Source organism: Pseudoalteromonas simplex (assembly GCF_015278155.1).
Taxonomy (GTDB): Bacteria; Pseudomonadota; Gammaproteobacteria; order Enterobacterales; family Alteromonadaceae; genus Pseudoalteromonas; species Pseudoalteromonas simplex.
The window spans coordinates 72,862-95,689 of sequence record NZ_JADILN010000010.1 but is presented as its reverse complement, the minus strand read 5'-3'; the positions used below and the strand labels follow the sequence as shown (position 1 = coordinate 95,689).

24 protein-coding genes are annotated in these 22,828 nt (G+C 40.0%); 13 read left to right on the top strand and 11 right to left on the bottom strand.

Annotated features, from left to right (window positions below; all coding sequences use genetic code 11):
• Positions 1-16: 16 nt before the first annotated feature.
• Complete coding sequence (locus IRQ78_RS16625; protein WP_054553734.1) at positions 17-1,084, bottom strand: AI-2E family transporter; 1,068 nt, start codon at positions 1,082-1,084, stop codon at positions 17-19.
• Between the two features lie 366 nt (positions 1,085-1,450).
• Here IRQ78_RS16625 and IRQ78_RS16620 point away from each other — a divergent pair, with 366 nt between their 5' ends.
• The 5 genes from IRQ78_RS16620 to IRQ78_RS16600 are packed head-to-tail and all read left to right on the top strand — an operon-like array spanning position 1,451 to position 4,986.
• Positions 1,451-2,116, top strand: coding sequence for a hypothetical protein (locus IRQ78_RS16620; protein WP_054553736.1), 666 nt, complete (start codon positions 1,451-1,453; stop codon positions 2,114-2,116).
• Between the two features lies 1 nt (position 2,117).
• The gene (gene bepA, locus IRQ78_RS16615) at positions 2,118-3,578 is read left to right on the top strand and encodes a beta-barrel assembly-enhancing protease (protein WP_054553737.1); all 1,461 of its coding nucleotides are present in this window, start codon (positions 2,118-2,120) and stop codon (positions 3,576-3,578) included.
• A gap of 54 nt (positions 3,579-3,632) precedes the next feature.
• Positions 3,633-3,980 carry an arsenate reductase (glutaredoxin) gene (arsC, locus tag IRQ78_RS16610; protein ID WP_054553738.1) on the top strand — a complete coding sequence of 116 codons (348 nt, stop codon included), beginning with the start codon at positions 3,633-3,635 and terminating at the stop codon, positions 3,978-3,980.
• Positions 3,980-4,534, top strand: coding sequence for an NAD(P)H:quinone oxidoreductase (gene wrbA, locus IRQ78_RS16605; protein ID WP_054553739.1), 555 nt, complete (start codon positions 3,980-3,982; stop codon positions 4,532-4,534). The genes arsC and wrbA overlap by 1 nt, the downstream gene beginning before the upstream one ends.
• Positions 4,531-4,986 carry a DUF2069 domain-containing protein gene (locus tag IRQ78_RS16600; RefSeq protein WP_054553740.1) on the top strand — a complete coding sequence of 152 codons (456 nt, stop codon included), beginning with the start codon at positions 4,531-4,533 and terminating at the stop codon, positions 4,984-4,986. Before wrbA ends, IRQ78_RS16600 begins: the two co-directional genes overlap by 4 nt.
• An 84-nt stretch (positions 4,987-5,070) precedes the next feature.
• Here the strand turns inward: IRQ78_RS16600 and IRQ78_RS16595 are convergent, their stop codons facing one another.
• A complete protein-coding gene (locus IRQ78_RS16595; protein ID WP_138600007.1) occupies positions 5,071-6,408 on the bottom strand; it encodes an ankyrin repeat domain-containing protein in 1,338 nt (445 codons plus the stop codon).
• A 300-nt stretch (positions 6,409-6,708) separates the two neighbouring features.
• Positions 6,709-7,302, bottom strand: a complete 594-nt coding sequence (locus tag IRQ78_RS16590; RefSeq protein ID WP_138600008.1) for an MlaC/ttg2D family ABC transporter substrate-binding protein — start codon at positions 7,300-7,302, stop codon at positions 6,709-6,711.
• Positions 7,303-7,536: 234 nt separating this feature from the next.
• On the opposite strand from IRQ78_RS16590, the gene IRQ78_RS16585 reads away from it, so the two are divergent.
• Entirely contained in the window at positions 7,537-8,073 is a 537-nt protein-coding gene (locus IRQ78_RS16585; protein WP_138600009.1) for an acyloxyacyl hydrolase, read from the top strand.
• Between the two features lie 39 nt (positions 8,074-8,112).
• The gene (locus IRQ78_RS16580; protein WP_082389286.1) at positions 8,113-8,259 is read left to right on the top strand and encodes a DUF2897 family protein; all 147 of its coding nucleotides are present in this window, start codon (positions 8,113-8,115) and stop codon (positions 8,257-8,259) included.
• Between the two features lie 33 nt (positions 8,260-8,292).
• On the opposite strand, the gene IRQ78_RS16575 is transcribed toward IRQ78_RS16580, so the two are convergent.
• The gene (locus IRQ78_RS16575; protein ID WP_194442707.1) at positions 8,293-9,660 is read right to left on the bottom strand and encodes a YjiH family protein; all 1,368 of its coding nucleotides are present in this window, start codon (positions 9,658-9,660) and stop codon (positions 8,293-8,295) included.
• Positions 9,661-9,731: 71 nt separating this feature from the next.
• A complete protein-coding gene (gene bamC / locus IRQ78_RS16570) occupies positions 9,732-10,793 on the bottom strand; it encodes an outer membrane protein assembly factor BamC (RefSeq protein ID WP_194442706.1) in 1,062 nt (353 codons plus the stop codon).
• A 368-nt stretch (positions 10,794-11,161) separates the two neighbouring features.
• On the opposite strand from bamC, the gene IRQ78_RS16565 reads away from it, so the two are divergent.
• Positions 11,162-11,695, top strand: coding sequence for a glycine cleavage system protein R (locus IRQ78_RS16565; protein ID WP_054553746.1), 534 nt, complete (start codon positions 11,162-11,164; stop codon positions 11,693-11,695).
• A gap of 10 nt (positions 11,696-11,705) precedes the next feature.
• Positions 11,706-12,185: a thioredoxin-dependent thiol peroxidase gene (gene bcp / locus IRQ78_RS16560; protein ID WP_138600011.1), complete on the top strand. Its 480-nt coding sequence runs from the start codon at positions 11,706-11,708 to the stop codon at positions 12,183-12,185.
• Between the two features lie 128 nt (positions 12,186-12,313).
• Here bcp and queE read toward each other — a convergent pair whose 3' ends face one another.
• The gene (gene queE / locus IRQ78_RS16555) at positions 12,314-12,979 is read right to left on the bottom strand and encodes a 7-carboxy-7-deazaguanine synthase QueE (protein ID WP_138619883.1); all 666 of its coding nucleotides are present in this window, start codon (positions 12,977-12,979) and stop codon (positions 12,314-12,316) included.
• A 122-nt stretch (positions 12,980-13,101) separates the two neighbouring features.
• Between queE and queC the strand changes: the two genes are divergently transcribed.
• Complete coding sequence (gene queC / locus IRQ78_RS16550) at positions 13,102-13,782, top strand: 7-cyano-7-deazaguanine synthase QueC (RefSeq protein ID WP_268795049.1); 681 nt, start codon at positions 13,102-13,104, stop codon at positions 13,780-13,782.
• Positions 13,783-13,822: 40 nt separating this feature from the next.
• On the opposite strand, the gene IRQ78_RS16545 is transcribed toward queC, so the two are convergent.
• From IRQ78_RS16545 to IRQ78_RS16530, 4 genes are all read right to left on the bottom strand, one after another.
• Positions 13,823-15,997 carry an exonuclease domain-containing protein gene (locus IRQ78_RS16545; RefSeq protein WP_194442705.1) on the bottom strand — a complete coding sequence of 725 codons (2,175 nt, stop codon included), beginning with the start codon at positions 15,995-15,997 and terminating at the stop codon, positions 13,823-13,825.
• A 66-nt stretch (positions 15,998-16,063) separates the two neighbouring features.
• Positions 16,064-16,252: a DUF3185 family protein gene (locus tag IRQ78_RS16540; protein ID WP_194442704.1), complete on the bottom strand. Its 189-nt coding sequence runs from the start codon at positions 16,250-16,252 to the stop codon at positions 16,064-16,066.
• A gap of 75 nt (positions 16,253-16,327) precedes the next feature.
• Positions 16,328-17,737, bottom strand: coding sequence for a sensor histidine kinase (locus IRQ78_RS16535; RefSeq protein WP_194442703.1), 1,410 nt, complete (start codon positions 17,735-17,737; stop codon positions 16,328-16,330).
• The gene (locus tag IRQ78_RS16530) at positions 17,737-18,411 is read right to left on the bottom strand and encodes a response regulator transcription factor (RefSeq protein ID WP_054553753.1); all 675 of its coding nucleotides are present in this window, start codon (positions 18,409-18,411) and stop codon (positions 17,737-17,739) included. The genes IRQ78_RS16535 and IRQ78_RS16530 overlap by 1 nt, the downstream gene beginning before the upstream one ends.
• A gap of 175 nt (positions 18,412-18,586) precedes the next feature.
• Between IRQ78_RS16530 and IRQ78_RS16525 the strand changes: the two genes are divergently transcribed.
• The 3 genes from IRQ78_RS16525 to IRQ78_RS16515 are packed head-to-tail and all read left to right on the top strand — an operon-like array spanning position 18,587 to position 22,572.
• Positions 18,587-20,530: an LTA synthase family protein gene (locus IRQ78_RS16525; RefSeq protein WP_194442702.1), complete on the top strand. Its 1,944-nt coding sequence runs from the start codon at positions 18,587-18,589 to the stop codon at positions 20,528-20,530.
• A gap of 15 nt (positions 20,531-20,545) precedes the next feature.
• On the top strand, positions 20,546-22,171 hold the full coding sequence (locus IRQ78_RS16520) for a phosphoethanolamine transferase (RefSeq protein WP_228482664.1): 1,626 nt from the start codon (positions 20,546-20,548) through the stop codon (positions 22,169-22,171).
• 20 nt (positions 22,172-22,191) lie between these two features.
• Positions 22,192-22,572 carry a diacylglycerol kinase gene (locus IRQ78_RS16515; RefSeq protein ID WP_166341518.1) on the top strand — a complete coding sequence of 127 codons (381 nt, stop codon included), beginning with the start codon at positions 22,192-22,194 and terminating at the stop codon, positions 22,570-22,572.
• Here the strand turns inward: IRQ78_RS16515 and IRQ78_RS16510 are convergent.
• Positions 22,569-22,802, bottom strand: coding sequence for a hypothetical protein (locus IRQ78_RS16510; RefSeq protein WP_166341520.1), 234 nt, complete (start codon positions 22,800-22,802; stop codon positions 22,569-22,571). The two genes, IRQ78_RS16515 and IRQ78_RS16510, sit on opposite strands and share 4 nt — an antisense overlap.
• Positions 22,803-22,828: the final 26 nt, after the last annotated feature.

Genomic DNA, 22,828 nt, shown 5'->3' with positions numbered 1-22,828 from the left:
ACTTTTTAAGACTAAGCTAATTTTCTATTAGCTCAACCTGCTTAGAAGACCAGGCATTGATAAGCGCTTTTACTAAAGAAGCCAGCGGTATTGCGAAAAACACGCCCCAAAAGCCCCATAAACCGCCAAAAAACAATACCGCAACGATGATAAACACAGGGTTTAAATCTACCGCTTCAGAGAACAATAACGGCACTAACACATTGCCATCAAGTGCTTGGATCACGCCATAGATGATTAAAATAGTCCAAAATTGTGTTTCTAAACCAAACTGGAATAACGCCACCGCAGCGACAGGAATGGTTACCAATGCCGCCCCTACAAATGGAATAAGCACAGACAAGCCAACTAATACACCGAGTAAAGCCGCATAGCGAAGGTCAAGCACTGCAAAAGCGATAAAAGATGCAGTACCAACAATTAAAATTTCAAATACCTTACCGCGAATATAATTCATGATTTGCTGATTCATTTCTTGCCAAACTTGAATGATCAAGCGACGTTGCTTAGGCAATAAACGCTCAGCACTTTGCGTGAGCTCTAATTTATCTTTAAGCATAAAGAATACTAAGAGCGGCACTAAAATAAGATAAATCAGCCAAGCTGCAACGTCTTTTATCGAAGTTAATGACACCGATAGCACCAACTGACCAAACTCAATAGCTTTGGTCTCAACACTGGTAACAATTGATTTAACCTGATCTTCAGTAATCAAACTTGGGTAATCTTCAGGAAGATGTAACAGCAGTGCTTTACCTTTTTCGATCATATAAGGCGTTTCTTGAACTAGATTGCTGGTTTGCTGCCAAAGCACAGGCCCCATGCCGACAATAATCATAATCATCAAGCCACTGAATACCAGCATAACTAGAATCGTTGCGGTAAACCGTTTCAAACCCAGCTTTTCTAAGTGAGCAACAGGCCAATCTAGTAAATAGGCAATTACCAAGGCAACTAAGACAGGCACGATTAACGAACCAAAAAAGTAGAAAAATGCAAAGGTTGCAATAAGCAATAACAACAAGGTTACTGAATGGGGATCAGAAAATTTATTTTCGTACCAGGCTTTTACATACTCAAACACGAATGGGCTCCACTGTTAGCACACCTAATTCTAGGTCAATTTTAAAATGGTAATGATGTTTTTCTAAAAATCGCTGCATATCGTCCGTTGCCTCAGCAGCATTAAATGTAAAAGTCACGGCTTGTTGAGCCGATACTGCCTTATTCAACCCTAATTTAAACTGAATAAATTGTTGAGGGCACTTATAGTCCCTTAAATCAACCATTAACATAGCGAATCAACTGCGTTATTAATATGAATAATAAGTATAAGATGTAGGCACCTTGCTAAAATAAGTCTTTATAATGAGAAACAACTCATTTTTTTCTTAAAACACGCAAAACAATAGTTTATCCTTATTCAATAACTGGTAGTAAAGGAAACCTGATGCCTGGCTCGCATAATAAAGCGCAATTACCTGCGAATCCAACTCTTAAAGAGATAAACTGGTATAAAAAACAAATAAACTGGGGCGAGCTGCCGCCTTTTTATCATATGGTCGCATCATCGGTTAGCGAATCTGAAGGGATTTTAGACCACGGTTTTGATAATGCCGTTAAACAATTAATTGACCCACGCAACTGGAACCTTGATTTATTAGGTGGCCATGAAACCGACATGGGCGAAATTGTCTGTGAGCAAAAACCGCGCATTGCTTTGCATCAAAGCTTTACGGACCGAGGTTTCGAATTATGGGCCTACCCTTATGCAAAAGATGTGACGGTAGACCAATACATCAAAGACAACCGCTTTATGGAATTTAAGGTGTGGGATCCGCACACCATGAAAAACCTTATTCGTTTTAACCAGCTTCATAAATTCATCGCTTTTTACTTTGAAAGAGGTGACAAAGCTGACAAAGCCTTAATTCTGCATGCTCATAAAGTAGCGCATAAAATCATAACTTTTTTACAACGGGAGTTGAACGTTGTTAAGCTAGATGGAGTCACAATAAAAGATTTCTATCAATTGTGCGAAAAAGACAGCCGAGCATGCAGCGACGAAATAGATTTAGCAAAAGTCATGTTAGGTGAGCAAATCAACAAGGAATAAGATGCGACTAAAATTAGCCTTTATTACACTGTGTAGTGCATTACTGACATTTTCGATATTGCACAGTGAGCCGTTGAAGGCACAAACAAACTTTAAGCTGCCCGATTTAGGGACCTCGGCATTACAAGCCTTACCGATTGAAAAAGAACAAGCAATCGGTGAAGTGATGATGATGCAAATTCGTGGCTCATCACCCGTTGTCAATGACCCGGTTCTTGATGAGTATCTGACCACCTTGGGCCGCCGTTTAGTCGCAAACGCCAACGATGTTCGTTTTCCATTTTCTTTTTTCTGGGTTAATAACCCTGAAATCAACGCTTTTGCGTTCTATGGTGGTCATGTAGGTGTGCATACAGGGCTCATGGCACAAGCCGATAACGAAAGTCAATTTGCCTCAGTACTTGGGCACGAAATTGCCCACGTAACACAGCGCCATTTAGCGCGTCGTATTCAACAACAGCAAGATAACAGCGCGTTAACCATCGCTGGTATGATTGCTGGTATTTTAGCTACTGTAGTGGCACCTGATGCTGGTATTGCAATTATCTCTGCAAACCAGACTCAAGCGGCATTTAGTCAATTAACTCATAGCCGTGCTGCTGAACAAGAAGCAGACCGAATTGGTATGCAGACCTTAAATAATGCAGGGTTTGATCCTCGCCAATCGAGTGAGTTTTTAACTAAACTTGCTGCACAAATTCGCTACAAATATAAGCCGCCCGCATTTTTGCTGACTCACCCATTGCCAGAAAGCCGTGTCTCTGATGTGCGCTTACGTGCCGAGCAGTATCCAAAAAGGCACTACTCCGATAGCCTAGAGTTTAACTTAGCTAAGAGCCGTGTTATTGCTCGTTATCATCAAAAAGCCAAAGCAGCTGAAGATTTGTTTCGTAAATTAATGCGTGAAAATACCGTTCATAACGACACTGCACTTAAATATGGTTTGGGTATTAGCTTGTTGGATCAAAAAAAGCTTGATGAAGCAGCCAGCATTTTGAACCCATTACTAGAGCAAGATCCAAAGAACTTATTTTATATAGACACACACACCGACTTACTCATTGCGCAAGGTAAAGCGAATGAAGCGGTGGAATTTTTAGCTAAGTTAGATATCGATAGACCTAACAATCAGGTAATTGCCTTAAACTATGCAAATGCTGCGATGGAAGCAAAACAATTTGACCTTGCTGAACGTATTTTAAAATCTTACTTGTTAGCAAAACCTGAGAACAACCTTGCCAAAGAGCTGATTGCTGATGTCTACAAAAAGCAAGAGAATATGGCTTCTTATCATGAAGCGCATGCCAATGTACTGGCCCAGTATGGTGCTTATTTAAAGGCAGCTGATGAAATTCAAAAAGCACTAAACTTTGTTGAGCCTGAAGAATTAGTTAAACAACAACGTTTAAAAGCCCTACTCACGCAATACCGTCAATTACAAAAAGAGCTTGCGAGACTTTAAGTCTCGCAGCGCTTGCCCTAAAATAAGCCAAATTATTAAATGTGAGAACACACCATGTCTGTGACTATTTATCATAATCCACGTTGTTCAAAATCGCGTGAAACACTTGCCCTATTAGAAAACAATAACGTACAACCAAGTGTTGTTGAATACCTAAAAACACCACTTAATGAGCAGCAAATTGCGACCTTAATTAGCCAATTGGGCTTTACTTCAGCGCGTGAATTAATGCGTACTAAAGAAGACATCTACAAAGAGCTTGAGCTTAAAAACGAGCAAAACGAAGACAAATTAATTGCTGCAATGGCTGCCAATCCAAAGCTAATCGAGCGCCCAATTGTTGAAAATAACGGCAAAGCTGCTCTAGGTCGTCCACCAGAAAACGTATTAAGCGTACTTTAATGACTACAAACATTGTTGTGCTATACCACTCAAGCCATGGCTCTGTAGAAGCAATGGCACATGAGATAGCCGAGTCGATTGAGCAACAAGGAGCAACTGCTTTATTGCGCACGTTTGTAAAACGTCAGCCACACGATATTGTGATCAGCAAAGATGATCTAATTAATTGTGATGGCTTGGCCTTTGGCACCCCTACTCGATTTGGCATGATGGCCTCACAAGCAAAGAGCTTTTGGGAAACCACCAGTGATCTATGGCTTAAAGGTCAGCTAATAGATAAACCTGCTTGTGTATTTTCGTCATCGAGCAGTATGCACGGTGGTAACGAAGCTACCTTGTTGAATCTATCACTGCCGTTGTTACATCACGGCATGATGTTGCTTGGCGTGCCTTATGAGGTACCTGAGTTATTAGCAACTGAAACTGGTGGTACGCCATACGGTGCGACTCATGTGGCCGGTAGCAATAACAGCAATGTGTTAAGTAAAGACGAAATTAAAATTTGCCAAAGTGTTGGAAAGCGCTTGGCACTGATTACGAGTAAATTACAATGAGCTTGGAACCAAAGCTAAATCAGCCTGTTGCCAAAAAGCCAATTACTAAACGATTCCAACGTTTTGCACTGATTGGTTATATCGGCTTATTAATTTTAATGCCAGTTTGGTTGTTTTTAATTGCCCCAAGAGAAGGCCACAGTAACGGCTTTATCTTTGTTGTTTATATACTCCCTCTTCTATTACCACTGAAAGGGATTATTCAAGATAAGCCTTACACCTACGCGTGGGCAAACTTTATCGTGATGTTCTATTTTATCCATGGTTTTACATTACTATGGGTCGCACAAGAACAGCTGATTTGGGTATTACTTGAGTTAATCTTTGCCAGTCTGATGTTTATTGGTTGCACTTATTATGCTCGCCATCGCGGGCAAGAGCTTGGCCTTAAGATACGTAAATTAAAAGAAGAGCTGGCCGAAGAAAAAGCGGCACATGAGCACGATAAATAAGCACTTTCGTTTAGCTTAATTAAAACAAAAAACGGCAACCAAGGTTGCCGTTTTTTTATGTCACTTTATTTAGTTTTTATGCGTTCACACCAACTCTGCTAAGGTGGCTAGCGCGACAATACTTGCCAGACCCACTTGGCCAATTAAGCTAAATAATGAGAACAGTCTTAAAATAAACAGCCCCCATGGATGACGAATATGCGGGTACAGCGCACAGCGTTTTAAACTTGTAGCAAAGAAAAAGCATAAGATAGAAACTAATGTAAAGCCCAGCGTTAACTCACTTTTAATAGCAATGCTATTGTCAAAAAAGAAGAACAACTGCACAGGTAGTAACACAGTTACAATCGCGTGGAGTAAGTGCACTTTTTTAACGCGATCAAACTGCCCTTCTGGCGAAAGCTCTTTAATACCAAAGTCATGCTCAAGGCATTTAACTAAGTTATCTGCTTTAATGCTTACAGCTAATCGGTAGCAACTTAGACCATCGTTGTTACGAACTCTAAAGTCATAGCCCGCTTTTAAAAGCAACACCAGTAAAGGTCCATTCTCGGCTAATACGGCGTAATGTAATGCTGTATTCCCTTTGTTGTCTTGGGCCTTCTTATCTTGATGTTCAAGTATTGTCTCAACCACATTCACATAGCCTTTTTCGGTTGCCCACATAAAGGCTGTTTTACCGTTTTCGTCAGCTAATGCACCTGTTGCGCCTTGCTCAATAAAACGCTTTGCCATGGTTTGTTTTGCATTTTCGTGGCTTAAATGAGCAAGTAAAGCTTGTTCAAGTAACGATGCGGAATCAACATCAGGTGATACAAGTTTTAGTAAGGTGAAGTAATCTTCACCGTGAGCAACTTTTTCAGCTGCAAGCGCCGTTAATGATTCAAGATCAGCCACTGAATCAGGGATAAAACCACTAAAGCGCTCTCTAAAGTCAACTTCGGTCCACAGTTCTAATACATCGTCCGCAGACATTTTTGCACCGTGATTAAGCACATGTTCTATCACAGTGAAATAGCGCCGATTAAATAACTGGTGAATCAAAGTTATAGGTGTTTTAACAGCCGATTGAGCAAATGCGCTAGCGTATTTCTCTAAGCGCTGGCATAACATTAAAACAAGACTCTCAGGGGTGTAGTCGTTTTCTAAAAAGTGCGCTTTCATAGCATTAATGTAATGCAGCGCAGCTTCATCAAATTCAGAGATGTGTTGGAAATAACACTCTTCAAACGGTTCAAGAGGAGTCAACCATGTAAGATAGTAAATAGGCGGAAGAACCGTCGTACACACACCGTCATCTTCATTAGTAGAACGACATGCCGGCCAAGCTTCTAAAGCGTCTAAAATATAAGCCCCGTTTTGCTCAGCTAATCCTTTGATCAGTAACGGGTATTCCTTTGGCCAAATCAGTACATTTTCCATTAAAAAAACACAACTCCGCTGCACATTATTCGATGTCTAATTAAGCACTCAGTTATAGCAAAATTTAACTGACAGTTTGCTTAATATTGCGACCAATAACACAGTATCTGATAGATACTTTGGTAAACAAGAAAAGTAGTATGATTCTACCACAGAGGGTTACAGGTGCTAGCGCAAAGTAGGTGATTTTTAAAGAAAATAGAAAAGCAGCGGCACATGGACGGTACTCACTGCTTGGTTGGAGACTGAAAGTAACTAAAAAGCCCGATGAGGTGAAGGTAATCGCGCTTTTTAGCTGACTTACTTACTTGCTAATTCGTGTGTCACTTCATCAATGCCAACTTGGCTAATGCGCTGCAGCACTTCTTTTTGCTTTGCGCTTAACAGTGAGATACCTTCAGCAACAATATCGTATACTTTCCACTGCTTGTCTTTGCCTTGGCGTAATTTAAAGTGCAAATCTATAGCTGGCGCATTGTCATCAACAATTTGTGTCTTAACAGTTGCATAACCATCGTCGATTAGTTGTGATTGATCAAAAATCACTTTTTGGCCTGTGTATTTCATTAGCGCGCCAGCATAAGTCACTGTTAAGTAATGCTCAACCGCAGCAATAAAATCAACGGCTTGTTCACGGCGCAGACCTTTAATGTGCTTACCTAAAAGCTTGTACGATACAAACTTAATATCCATATGTGGTAATAAGCGTTTTTCAACAATATTCGCCATTGCTTCTGAGCTTGCATCACCTTTCGCATTTACATTTGCGATATCAACAAATAAATCAGCAGTGACTGATTCTAATAATTGCTTAGGCGAGCGGTCTTCACTGGCAAAAGCAGATGCAGCAAAAAATGCTGCAATTAGCAAAAATGAGTTAACTAGTTTGGTCATCGTATTCACCTCTAAACGAAAATTTTCGCTAATATACCGATGTTAAATCCATAAAAAAAGAAACAATCCGACACCGTTTTAATGCCAATTAAGCACCAATCGATTTTTTCCATAGTTTTCAGCTAATTGCTAAGAAATATGAGAATGTGCACAGCTTCTGTGTTTTTTTGCACATTGAAAAGCCCCTAGCACCGCCTTATTTACTTGCTCATCGACATAATGAGAAGTACCGAAATGAAATTTAAAAAGCCATTAAAAGCACTTATTTTGAGTGCAGCTGCTCTTTTAGCAGCACCAAGTTATTCAGCTTCAAATCATGGTTATGCCATTGATTACATTCAAGGTGAAGGTGATGTAAAAGGTCTAAAGCTGGCCTATCAGTACCATGTACCCAATGAAAAGTTGCCCTTGCAACACGCCCGTTTGTACTTCGAATCTAGTTTTAATATTTGGCAGTATGGCAAAGACAACAAACATCAAACTAATATCGTGTTAGCTATGTCTCCGGTGATCCAATACCCTGTGTTTAATGTGAAAAACATGCCTGTTTATGTGGAGTTTGGAATTGGCGTTTCACTGTTGGACGACACCCGTTTTGCAGGCAAAAACGTTAGTACTCACTATCAGTTTGAAGATAGATTGGGTCTAGTTGCAGATTTAGGTGACGACTCAAGCTTAGCACTTAGATATTTACATTACTCAAATGCGGGTTTCAAGAGCCCTAACCCTGGCCTTGATTTTATTTCACTGTCTTATGCAAGACGATTTTAAGTGCTACTATATCGCTGTGTATATCGGCAGGATTTCAAGATGGAAACTTGGCAAATTATAGCCATTGTTGTTGCTGTGTTTGGTGTAGTAATTGGTAACCTTATGTTGCTAAAACATGCAGCAAAAATGGACTTCAAAGTGCCTAAAAGCGATGATAATGAAGATAAAAAAAGCCCTGATGAATAATCAGGGCTTTTCTATTTAATGCTTTAGCTAAGATTACACTAACCAATGTGCCATTAAGACAATCACCGGTAATGTCACTAAAGTTCTTAAAATAAAAATGAAGAACAATTCGATAATATTAACCGGAATTTTACTACCTAAAAGCAGTGCTCCCACTTCCGACATATAAATCAATTGCGTCACACTCATTGCTGCGATAATAAACCGTGTAACATCACTTTCAATACTACCCGCTGCAAGAATTGACGGAATAAACATATCAGCAAATCCAACCATAATTGTTTGTGCTGCGGCCTCAGCTTCAGGTACTTGTAATAGCTCTAAAAATGGCACAAACGGCTTGCCCATATATTCAAAAATTGGCGTATATTCAGCAATAATCAAGGCAAATGTGCCCACAGCCATAACGACAGGTAACACAGCGAATACCATATCAAAGGCGTTATGTAGACCTTCTTTCACTGTACCAGCAAAACCCGGTGCAGTGCGTGCTTTAGCAAGCGCCACATCAAGTGAATGAGAGACTAATGATTTACCTTCAGGCACTGATTCTGCGTCTTTATCTGGCTCTGAGCCATCAAAATATAGGTCTTTTTTGAAGCGTAATGGTGGTAAGCGAGGCACAATTAATGCCGCAACAAAACCCGCCAAACACACTGTTAAATAAAACGGTGCAAACAAGTGTTCAAGCTTTACTTGGCCAATAACAACTAAACAAAAGGTGATTGATACTGCAGAGAAAGTAGTACCAATAATGGCCGCTTCGCGTTGTGTATAGTGTTTATCTTCATACTGACGAGCGGTCATCAAAATACCCACACTACCATCACCTAACCAAGATGCTACACAGTTAACCGCACTGCGACCTGGCACACCAAAAAGTGGACGCATCACTTTAGTTAATAAGGTACCGACTAGCTCTAACAAGCCGAAGTTTAATAATAACGGTAATAGTAAGCCCGCTAAAACAAACACAGAAAACAACACAGGCAACAAGTCGTTTAAAACCAGTGCACCGGTATTACCGGAAATAATCATTTCAGGCCCTTGTTTTGTGTAGGTCAAAACGATAAAAACCATACCCAGTAATCGAACACTCAGCCACAACCAACTAACATCAAATAAATGTTTAATTAAAAAGAACTTAAGTAATGGCTGCGGTTTAAACAACTTTATCACTAAAGATAAAATACCGGTAATGCAAACAATGCTCGTAATTAAACCAAGCGCGAAAGGAGCTATCCACGCCTGCACAGCTTTTGCCATAACAGCAATCGGAATGGTCATTGCCTCACCTATGGGTACCGGCGTCATAAACAAGAAGACACCTATAAGTGAGGGAACGAAAAAGGTAAACAAGGTTCGCAAGTCACTGCGATGGGCTGTGTTTAAGTTAGACATATTTTCAACCTGTAAAAACCACAAAAAGAGCGGCTAAGCTCTTTTTGTGGTGGTTTTAACTATTATAATTATTAAATATTAATACCGCGCTGACGCAGTGCATTCTCTAATGCTTGCTGGAGATCATTCATTGTTCCTGGCTCAAGAATTGTGCCTGCAGAATCCATCCACGTTAAGCTTGTGCCACCTTCTTTAGTGCGACTAACAAGAATTTGATATTGGCCATCTTCAATTGGTAGCTCAGCTAACTCTTCACCCCAAATTGAGTCCCATACGCTTGATTCTGGCTTTTTATAATCAGCCGTGATCAAACCACGATCTTGGTCAATTTCTACAATAGTGAAAGATAAGCGCTCTAAGAAACCTGAAAAACGCTCAAACACAGCAAAGTAGTCCTGCTCAGTCACTAAAGCTGCATTCCCTTTGTCATCAAACCCCATCTCTAACGAGATAACACCTTGCTTTTTGCGCATTTCAACTTCAAGTTGACGATAGCGATAATCAAATTCAGCGACAACTTGGTTTAACGCACGCACTTCTAACTGTTGCTGTAAAAGCGGTGTAAGTGGTTGACTATCGCTTTTATAATCTACTAACTTAGCATTTAATGACGCAGTACGTTGGTGCGATTTTTCTTCAATAGTAAATAAAAAACGTTGTTGTGATACTTCGGTTTCGCTTTCCCAAAACCAACCATCTTCTGGCTTTATAATTGTGTACCAATCTGTTTCAACACTTCCTAAAAGCTTATCTTCATTTATTGCAGAAGTATTTTTTTCGTTCAACACGGCGTGGATCGAGTCCCAAATAAACTCGTCTAAATCAACAATACCGTCGTTTTTATCAAAATAAACACGCGCATCTTTGTCACCCTCTTCTACCCAACTACCTTGAGCAATGGTAATAACCTGTGCTGGCGGACGGTAGTTTTTCGCTTCAGGGTTATTGTCGTATTGCGCAACGTCCATTTTATATGTCGGATCTTGAGCCGGTTGCGCTAAACCTTCAGGTGCTTTGACTGGTTGATTAGCACGATAATTGCGTTTGTGGTGCGCTTCGTCGGTAAATACACCGCACCCAGTTAAACTTACCATTACGCTTACAGCAAGCGCCTTTGAGATCCAATACTGCACAGATATTTCTCCTTAGCAAACCCTTAATTCTTTTAACAAATATATGAGTGGGTAATACCGATTTGGTTCACTGTAAAATCACTTTTAACTTTACATTTCTTGTTTTTATGCAAAAAACCCGAATAGATTGGGCTAGCGTAACGTGTTTGAATGCTTATCGCCTTGCAAAATTTTAACTATGGTACTTTCTGATGCCCCTAAAAACAAGAAAGAGCGCACTTTATTCACGGCTTAATTAATCGTCGCTATCGTTAACTAAGCAAATTATGTTAAACTTCGCCGCCGTGCGGTATTAAACTCACGTGAAATTAAAGCTTAATCAAGCTTATATCCATTGGTATTGTTAATTACTAGGTATTTAAAATTCCATGACTGCTTTTACAAATCATCAGATAGTACTCACTGCGATTGGCGAAGATAGACCCGGTATCGTCAGCGAATTAACTCAGTTAGTGAGTGATTGCCATTGCAATATAATTGACAGTCGCATTGCTATTTTGGGCAACGAGTTCACCTTTATCATGCTACTAGCAGGTGATATGTCGGCAATTAGCCGCATTGAACATACTTTGCCAACTAAAGGAATGGAACTAGGCCTTTTAACCATGATGAAACGCACTGCAAGTCATGTTGCATGTGAATTTTGTGCCGGTTACACCCTCGAATACACAGGTATTGATACACCAGGAACATTAAGTAAAGTTACGCGCTTTTTTGCTGATAACAACATCAGCATTTGTTCTCTTAAATCGGACACTTATGATGAAGATGACGAGCTTAAAATGCGCTGTGAACTTGAGTTTAATATTCCTGTTGAAGTCGATATTGATAACTTTAAAGTGAGCTTTGAAGATCTTTCTCGTAGTTTGAACGTAGATTATATTTTCAGACGCATTCGCTAAGGAGCAAAGCATGAAAACAATTAATCCATTACAAGCAGGCGACACAGCCCCAGCTTTTAGTTTACAAAATCAAAATGACGAAACTATCGTACTCGCTGATCTTTTAAAAGAGCAGCAAGTACTGGTTTATTTCTACCCTAAAGCATCAACACCAGGTTGCACTGTGCAAGCAGAAAACTTACGTAATGAAAAAGCTGAGCTAGCTAAATTAAATACACGTGTTGTAGGTATCAGCCCTGATCCAATCAAGCGTTTAAAGAATTTTGAAACCAAAAAAGAGCTTAACTTTGATTTATTAGCCGACGAAGATCACGCGATTGCTGATGCCTTTGGTATTTGGGGTTACAAGAAGTTTATGGGTAAAGAATACGAAGGAATTCATCGTATTAGCTTCCTTGTAGGCCAAGACGGTAAAATCAAACATGTGTTTGATAAGTTCAAAACCAAAGACCATCATCAGGTGGTGTTGGACTATTTAGCGCAGAATTGATAATTACGAGTTACAAGAACATAGTATAAAAGCGTTGCCATGGTGCAACGCTTTTTTGTTTTTAACTGGAAATATTAAACCCCGTGTCTACTTTATCGGGGTCAGATCAGACGGCTAACGGCTAAACCCTAACTAATTCCTAAATACTTATGTACTTGAACCGATAAACGCCAGTTCTTTGCAATACAAGTTTCAATAGCAAGTTTAGTTGCTGAGATCTTTTGGCTAATTGGTTGTAGATACACTAAACGTGGATTCACACCTGTTTTTAAGAATAAATCTTCGAGCTCTTCCACATGCTTTTGCATTGCCACTGGGTGTTTAATCTCATCAGCGCGCTGCATTGCACTGCGTAATACTTTATAGCCACCACGCATATTAATTTTTGGTGATACAGTCACCCATGTCTGCTCAGGGACTAAAATTTCAAATGTACCGCTGGTTTCAATTTGAGTCGAATAGCCATTTGCGTGTAATAATTCACACACTGGATTTAGGTCGTACATGCAAGGCTCACCACCGGTGATCACCACATGTTTTGCGTTGTAGCCACGTTCTTTAAATAGCGCTAACACTTGCTCCGCTGTTGCTTCTGCCCAATGATCTGAGTCTGCTTTTTTCTCAACGGTGTCATCAAGTGACACTTTATACACATTATCAACGTCCCATGTTTGTTTTGTATCACACCATGCACAACCCACAGGGCAGCCTTGTAAACGTAAAAAGATTGAAGGTGTACCCGTAAAACTCGCTTCACCTTGAATTGTTTCAAACACTTCGTTAATTTTGTACAAAAGACATCTCACTTACGACGCAAGGGTATAAAATACATACCATCAAAAAAACCAAAAACACGCGCAAAAATTGTTATTTAGGCCCGAGCCGTGTAGTATATCGCGCCCTGAAGTAAACCTCTATCAAAAGTAAGAGCAAAACAGATATGACGCAAAAAGTAGTTGTGATTTATTCCGGCGGTATGGACTCATTTACCGTATTAAATAAAGCCCTGCAACAAGGCCACGAAGTGTATGCCCTGTCTTTCGACTACGGCCAGCGTCATGTTAAAGAGCTTAAAGTAGCTGCTCAAGTATGTGAAAAGTTAGGTGTTTCTCACAAGATTGTTGATATTTCAGCGATCAACCAATTAATTGGTGGCTCATCACTAACTGATGATATCGAAGTACCAGAAGGTCACTACGAAGAAGAAAGCATGAAGAGCACAATTGTGCCTAACCGCAACATGATTTTACTCTCACTGGCTGTGGGTTATGCGGTGTCTTTAAAAGCTAGTAAAGTTTATTACGGTGCCCATTCAGGCGATCATGCAATTTATCCAGACTGTCGCCCTGAGTTCGTACAAAAAATGGATGATGTTTGCCGTATTGCCAACTACGACGCTGTTGAAATTTTCAGCCCATACTTAAACAATACCAAAATCGACATTTTGACAGACGGTTTAAAAATGGGTCTTGACTACAGCCAAACGTGGACCTGTTACAACGGCCGAGACAAGGCCTGTGGTAAATGTGGTGCTTGCCAAGAGCGCTTAGAAGCCTTTGCTTTAAATAACGTTACTGACCCTATCGAATACGAATAATCTTATTTAGAATAGGACAGGTTAAGTTTAAAAGGCGAGTTTAACTCGCCTTTTTTGATTGTGTTTGTTGAATCAGATTTAACAGCTCTGCTGTGGCAGTTGCATCAGCTAACGCTCTATGGTGATTCGTTAACTTCAATTCAAAATGTGCCGCTAAGTTACCAAGCGAATATGACTTAAGCTTTGGAAATGCCTTTCGTGATTCAACTACAGTACATAGCTTTGGCATTTTAAAGCCTTGCCCAAGTGCACCATATTCTTTGCGAATAAAGCCGAAGTCAAAATTCACATTATGAGCAACAAATACACTGCCTTTTAATAGTGAGCGCAGTGTATCGGCAACCTCTGCAAAGCGTGGCGCATCACGAACCATAGCGGCGTTTATCCCCGTTAACTTGGTGATAAAAGCAGGAATACTACGCTCAGGATTGATTAAACTCGCCCATTGATTGATTACTTCACCCGCTTGTAACTGCACAACCGCTATTTCGGTAATTTTATTATTACCTTGTACGCCGCCGGTGGTTTCTATATCCACCACACTGTAAATACGATTCGGATCATTAAACCAATTTACCGCAACGATATTTACTGCAAAGCCATGTTGTTTTAACACCTCAATACTGACAAGTTGGTTGCGTCTTAATTTGTCGCCAGGGGCTTTCACTTCCTCAAAGGTGAGTGTATCCCCCTTTAACACCATCAAGTCTGGGTAGCCATCTTTGAGCTGCTTAAAGGTTTTTGTCATTTGTAGTAAATGCGCTTTTAAATTTGCAAGCGGGCTGTGTTTTATTAATACCTCTAGCGGCTCTAACATGTCGCTGTGCCACACAAACACGCTATTGGGGGCTTCATAAAACTGCCCTGCGTTTTTGCAAACATATTTATATAAGGCTTCATTACTAGTGAATTTGGCAAGCTTTTGCTCAATTTGTGTTTGTTGCACTGTGTAAAAACAATCAGCCAGCAACACCTTTGGATAAAGATCAAATTCATTACACGGCGGGTGCGGGGTCTCTATAAAGAGCTCTTGCCAAAACGTTAAGGTAAAGAAGCTCAACCAAAGATTATTCTCGGTAAAAAATACCGTATTACCCAGCTGTTGATAATGCTCACACACTCCTTGCTCTACATCGCCACGGTAAATATCATCAACCTCTAATTGATGCTCGGTATCAATGAGCATTTGTGTTAGGCGTGAGCGTTGTTGCTTATTATATTTACGCTGTAAAAAGTCCTCTGCAAAATATAAAATGCCATCATCAAGCGGGTCTTGAATAACTTGCTCAAGCTTTTGTTCAACCCAGTTTTTATCACCTTGTTTATAACGCTGACGAATTGCCAGCTCTTGCGCTTCACTACTGCCTTCACAGTGCCCAAGTAATTCAAATGCAAATGCTAAGTCATGCTCTTTAAGCTGCTTATACAAGCGGATCAGTAACTTGTTTTTGATACTCTGGGCTAATTCATCTTCACAGCTAATGGCTAAAAGCGCTTGGGCTACATTTTGATACTGTGATTCTGAATCACTTTCTTTGAACTGCATTCGCAGCTTATTTAATTGATAATGCGTTTGTGCTTCGGCTAGCGTTTGAAAACGAGAGATGCTCTCATTCACATCAGCTCGCACTTTTGCAATCCCTAAATCACGCATCACAAAACGATTTTGATGATTGATATCGCCGCCACTTAGTCGGCCGCTATGTAAAAACTCAAAGTATTCATAATACTGGCAACGGCTATTGACCACGAACTGACTAAACAACGCCTCTAATTCACTGTGGTTGCGATCAATATGCTCTTTACACAGTTGGGTCAAGCGCTGTTTACTGGCTGACTTTTTGTAATCAGGTTTAGTCGCCATTAACTCATCATTCGCTAATAAGGTTAACAGGGTTGGCTTGGTTAAATGCTCAAGCAATAGATCTAATTCGTCACTACTAGGATGTGCCACCAGCCCTTGCTGTTTTAGCTTAAAGATAGCACCGTGCAGGTTGGGGATCTCTTCATAATTTAAAGATGACAACGCGACGATTTTTGGCTTTCGAGAAAAAATACGCAGCAAAGTACATAAGCTTTGCTCATCAAGCTGAAGGAGTTTTTCAAGAAATAACTGCTGCTCTTCTAAAAGCAGATGCTTGCACTGAGATTGTATAAATTCAGCAAGCTCAAAGAAGTGACTTAAATAATATTTTGCTGGTAATTGTGTTTTCATAGCCAAACCCGACACTGTATATAAAAACAGTATCAGGTATTAGCTAATTGATTTCAATGTTTGCGGTTATTTAACTTTTAAAATACCCACAATTGCGCAAATTGCGCCCCCGACCATACCGAGCCAAGCTTCAATTGGTGTATCACCACTAAAAGTACGGCTAATTTGTGCACTTGCAGAATCATAAACGTTATATCCCCATACAGCGAGCGCCACACCAATAACGATTAAAGTAATACCTATAATTTTTCCCATCGTGTTGTTCCTTATTGTTATTAATTTCTTTTTGATAACGTCAGTGTTGCACACATATTAAACGCCTGCAAAGCATTAAGAAATAATCAAACTAAAGGTTATGTTTTGCCCACTTAACGACACCTGAAGTTCAGCATCAATTGCTTTACTTAGCGATTTGGCAATAGATAAGCCTAACCCAAAGTTATCATTAGAGGTTCTGGCACTGTCTTTTTGCCAGAGTGGATCAAATAACTGGCTCAAATCGTCTTCTGTTAATGGGACTTTTAATTCATTTGTAACAGAGAGATACAACTTATCATCTTTACTAAATAGCGTGCTTACAGTCACGATGCTCTCATCGGGGCTGTATTGTTTTGCGTTATTTACAAGATTGGTGATAATTGATTCAAGGGCAAATAAGTTACTGACAACGGCAGGAATATCATCTTGAAACTCAAACTTAACCCGCTCTAAATCACACTTTTCTAAGGTGCGCAAAATAACCTGATTTAAATCACATGCATCTTGCTTTGGGAGTGCTTCATCACTGTACTTATGCAGTAGTAATAAGTTCGACACAATACTCTTTAAGCGCTGGCTAATTTTTAGCACTTCGGGTTTGAAGTCTTCCTCAAGCTCTTTTTCATTTGGAAAACGAATGGCCACTTCAGCCATATTTATAAGCTCAGCAATCGGCGTTTTTAACTCATGAGCAATATCTGAGGTTAAGCGTTTTTCTCGAAAATAAAGCTGGCGGTTTTCTTGGATAAAAGCATTTAAGCTATCAACAATGGGTTGCAACTCTTTGACAGGTTCTTCTATTGCGATTACAGCATTTTTATCAGCAATACTCAGCTGGCTAATATCCCGGTTTAGTTTATTCAGCGGCGCTAGAGAACTGTCGACTGATTTACGCACAAATAGACGAATGAATACAATTACCGACACAGTAGAAACAACAAAAATAACGTCGATTAGCCATAAAACAAAATCAACTTCTTCTGATGAAGCCGCATAAGCTAACGTGATGGGTTGTTGCAAAGAGGTGTTAACACCTTCAGTGAGGTCTTCATCATCATCTAGGTCTAAAGGCGGTATAAAGCGAGTATAAATAACTCGACCATTTCGACCATCAGGTAACTCGATATTGATGATTTTTGTCTCGCCCAGTTTAATTTTTTCTAAAGGTAAGCTCTTTTGTGAGAAAAGATCCAAACTTTCTGAACGCGCGAACACGCCAGACTGCGACCAAAGTTGAAAATACTCAGTTTCTGTATTTCCAGAAAACTCAGGCATAAACAGCCCTGAAAAATCAAAATCAATTCCTTCTTCGTCAATATCAATCAATGACATAAGCATACCGGCTTTGGATTTCATGCCACGATTAAATTCGTTATCAATCCAACTATCAACGGCGATATCAGTAGCAACTAAAATACTTAGTACCAGTCCAGTTATAGTAATCGATAATGTGGTTACTAACCTACTGCGAATTGACTTCATTATTTTCCTTGAATGATATAACCAAAACCACGCTTAGTTTGAATAGGTAGTTCACTACCTGCTGCCCTCACCTTTTTACGCGCTGAGGATAAATGCGCTTCAATAGAGTTTTTTGAAACTAGGTCATATTGCCCTGCAATATAAGTACTTAACTTTTCAGCAGTGATCACTTTATTTTGGTTACTAAATAAACACTCGACTATTTTATATTCGTTGGGGGTTAAATCGATTACAGTCTCATCAACTTGCAAGAGTTTTAATTGTAAATTTAAAGCCAAGTTATCAATATAGATCACATCGCTAATTGTTTTCAGGCCGCCGCGACGCATTAAATTTAATAACCTTGCGTGCAGCTCATCAAACGAAAATGGCTTGGTCAGGTAATCATCGGCCCCGGTGAGTAACCCTTTAACTCTGTCTTCTGGTTCTTGCTTGGCAGATAAAATTAGCACACGCACATCAAGCTGTTTTGCTCTTATGGTTTGTAATAACGTAATACCATCAATACTGGGTAACATAATATCGAGTATGATTAATTCGTACTCACCTGTCATTGCCATACTCAAACCTTCAGCACCATCGCCGGTTTCATCAATAGTAAAACCTAGGTTCTCAAGGCCAATTCGTAGACTACGTCTTAATGACACCGAGTCTTCTATAATCAACAATTTCATAAGTTACTCATTTAGGTAAAAACCGCTTTAGCGTCATCAGGTTACGCTTTTAATCTTAAGGTTCACTTAAGATTTACTGAAGTTTTTCTAGTTTAGAAAATATTAAGATTACCATCAGGGTTTCTTAAGTTTCGACTCCTAGTATTGCCGTAGTTTCGATTAAGTAAGTACGACTATGACAGCAAAACTCTCTGTTTTAAAACCTTTGTTCCGTTTTTCATTAATTTTAATGTCAGTTTTTATACTGTCGAGAATAGCCTTGCTTGTATGGCAACACCAAAGGTTAGCTGATGGCGATAGCCTAGCCGTTTTATTTGGCGGCTTAAGAGTCGACTTAAGTAGTTTAGGCTACTTGTCAGCCTTGGCTGTTTTGATGTTACTCGCTGATCTGCTTGTGCGCAGCAAAAACGCTTTTTTTCAGCATGTTTTTACTCTTTATAGCAGCATAGTTGTGACTTTAATCGTGGTTGTAGAGGCTTCGACTCCCGCGTTTATTACCCAATACGATGTACGACCAAATCGTTTATTTGTTGAATACCTAGACTACCCTCAAGAAGTCTTTTCTATGCTATTACATGGCCACTTGTTTGCCATGATAAGCACTTTAATTATTGCAACGCTTAGCTGTGTCTTTGCGTACCGTTATATAAATACAGCATTTAGCAAACAGCAAAATGCTAAAACGGTTTGCCAAGTGGTGATACTCGTTACGACTTTATTAGTTTGCTTAATTAGCGCAAGAGGCACTGTAAGCCATCGCCCGTTAAACCCTGCATTAGTGTACTTTTCAAGTGACTCACTGGTTAACTCCTTAGCCCTTAATTCAACTTACAGTGTCGCATTTGCTATTAAGAATATGGGCAATGAAAAAAATGCCAGTAGTTTATACGGTACTATGCCACGTGATGAGATTTTACAAACAGTAAAGCAAGCAGCCTATAAACAGCAGTTTATCACTGAGAGTATTCCTACCCTTGCCAACAACACACCTTTTAGCACAGGCAAACAAAAGAATTTAGTGATCATTTTAGAAGAAAGCTTAGGCGCACGCTTTGTCGGCGAACTAGGTGGCATTGGAGTGACTCCTGAACTAGATAAGCTTTATCAACAAGGCTGGGGGTTTGATAACTTATATGCCACTGGTACACGCTCTGTTCGAGGGATTGAAGCGGTAACAACTGGGTTTACCCCGTCTCCTTCGCGCTCGGTGGTCAAACTTTCTAAATCTCAGCGTAACTTTTTCTCTCTTGCTGATGTATTAGCCCGCACAGGCTATACCACCCAGTTTATTTATGGCGGTGAAAGTCATTTCGATAATATGAAAAGCTTTTTCTTAGGCAATGGCTTTAGCGATATTGTCGATATTAATGACATGCAAAGCCCTGAGTTTATTTCGTCATGGGGAGCAAGCGACGAAGACTTGTTTAATCAAGCTGATAAAGAGTTGAGTGAGCTAAATAAATCAAGCAAACCATTTTTCAGCCTTGTGTTTACGTCAAGTAACCACGACCCATTCGATATTCCAGAGAGTAAAGTAACACTGCCTGAAGGCCACGACCCAGAAAACTACAAACGCGACCTAGCAATCAAATATGCTGACTATGCACTCGGTAAATTCATCGCAAAGGCAAAAACGCAAGATTACTGGCAAGACACCGTCTTTTTAGTGGTTGCAGATCATGATGTGCGCGTGTTTGGTTCAGAGCCTGTGCCGCTTAAATCTTTCCATATCCCTGCTGTGATCTTAAATAGTGAAATGGATGCAAAGCGCGATACTCGCTTAGTCAGCCAAATTGATTTACCTGTTACTTTGTTGTCGTTATTAGGCGTTGAGCAAGCAACCCCTATGCTTGGTTATGATTTAACGAAACAATACCCTGTTGAGCGCGCCATGATGCAGTACTACGACAACTTTGCTTACGTAGAAAATGGTCAAGCCGTGATCCTGATGCCAAACCAAAAAGTGAGCTATTGGCGCTATGACCCTACAAGTAAAACCCAAGTTGCCATCGATAACACAGGTAGCAGCGTTGGGCTTGCCAAAAAAGCCTTAGCGCACGTCTTATTTAGCAATTTAGCTTATACCGAACAGTTGTATCGCTTACCAAATAAATCGTAGCGATGAGGAATGATTATGAGCATGCAAATTAAACAACTCTTTACTCAAAAATGGCACGTTAGCTACAGCCAATTTGTCTGGTTGGTGTCGTTGTACTTGGTGATTGCATTTAATGGCCTGTTTTTATTTAACACGCTTGAAGCAGCCAGCAAACCTGAACATGTCAATTGGTTATTTATAGCAAGCGTACCGTTTTTCTTATTAGCACTGACGGCAATGGTGTTAAGTTGGTTATCGTTAATCACCTTCGTAAAACCCGTGCTTTTAACAAGCATCGTGGTTTCATCATTGTTGTTTTATGCAACCTTAAATTACGGTGTTATCTTTGATAAAAGCATGCTGCAAAATATCTTAGAGACAAATACAGGCGAAGCATTTTCATATCTTAATGTACAAGTTATCGCTTTTATTACTGTGCTAGGCGTACTGCCTGCTTACTTGTTTTCTCGCTTTAAAATTATCGGAAACTTTCGTATTCGTCTTAAAAGCTTTGCATTTCTTAACGTTACAGCGTTTATTGCTGTAGCTGTTATTTCCGTTCCTTTTTATAAAGATTACGCCTCTGTAGGGCGTAATAATCGCCAATTAACCAGCTACATTACCCCTTTTGCATTTTATACTGCGGGCTATAAGTACCTGCGCGATAATTATTTTTATCCACCTTTACCATTTAAAGTCTTAGATAAAACACCATACCTATTAGCTAAGCAACAAAGTTCACTGACGATTATGGTGGTAGGTGAAACTGCCCGTGCAGCAAATTTCTCACTGCAAGGTTACGACAAGCCGACTAATCAATATACCCCTAAACTTGGCGTTAAATATTTCAGTGATGTAAGTTCATGTGGCACCGCAACGGCCATTTCAGTACCTTGCATGTTCTCGCGCTTAGACCGCAATCACTATGATTCGCGCATCGCGCAAAGCCAAGAAAATGCCCTAGATATCATTCAACGAAGTGGTGTAGAAGTAACGTGGATTGATAACAATAGCAGCTGTAAAGGGGTTTGCGCACGAGTAAACTCACAAACGGTAGAACCCACAAAGAGCAATCCACTTTGTGACGGACGTTATTGTTTTGATGAAGTATTGGTTGAAGCATTAGCTGCAAAGCTTGCCAAGAGTCATGCGAAGCACCAACTAATAGTGTTACATATGATAGGTTCACACGGGCCAACCTACTATCGTCGCTATCCAGAAAAATACACTAAATTTTTGCCGGACTGCCCACGTAGCGATATTCAAAATTGTAGCACTGAGCAACTGACAAACACGTATGACAATACCATTGCTTATACCGACCTAGTGCTGAGTAAGCTTATTAAATTACTGCAAAACAGTCCGGCGGATGACAAAGCTCTGCTGTATGTTTCTGATCATGGTGAATCACTGGGTGAAAAAGGCTTGTACTTACATGGCTTCCCATATGCATTAGCGCCTAAAGAGCAAACCCATGTGCCTATGCTATTTTGGAGTAATAAACTGGCCAATACCCGCTTTAATCAATGTATCGAACAGCAGCGTAACCATGCTTTTTCACACGATAATATTTTTGACACCCTACTTGGCTTAACTCATATACAAAGCACTGAATATCGCCCAGAGCAAGATATTTTTAATACTTGCTCAACACAAAGCTAACGAAATAGAGATTTCAAACTATGCAATTTGATAGCACTAACAAACCCATTGGCATTAAACGTATCCTCCTCGCATTCAAAAACTCCCAACGAGCATTCACGTGGTTGGCAAAGCATGAGTCTGCTTTTAAACAAGAGCTGATACTGTTGGTCCTTGCCATAGCAGTGGTTTTTGTCTGGCAGATCAGCCTGTATGAGAAAATAATGCTGCTTGCATCAGTGCTATTTGTGATGTTTGCTGAAGTCGTCAATACGGCAATTGAAGCCGCCATAGACCGAATAGGCCTTGAAATTCATCCATTATCAGGCCTAGCTAAAGACTTAGGATCCGCAGCCGTACTGATTGCTCTAACAATTTGTGTGTTGGTCTGGGGCGGCGTGTTTATTAATAACCTAAGTTAGCTTACTTTTTTATCATCAGGGGAGTCATTACAAAGTGCACAGTGGCGCCCTTTTGATGAATGATATAAACGGGTTGCAATAAAAATGGCTGTGGCAATAAAAGACCAAAGTAGCGCAAAACCTAACGCGCTGAGTGTCTCGTGACCTTTTAGAATTTCTATCATAAATAATAAAATAGACACCAGCGTAAAAACTTTAGCGGCTCTGATCACCCAGAATCTTGTACCCATAACTTACTCCTTTAGAAAAACTCCTT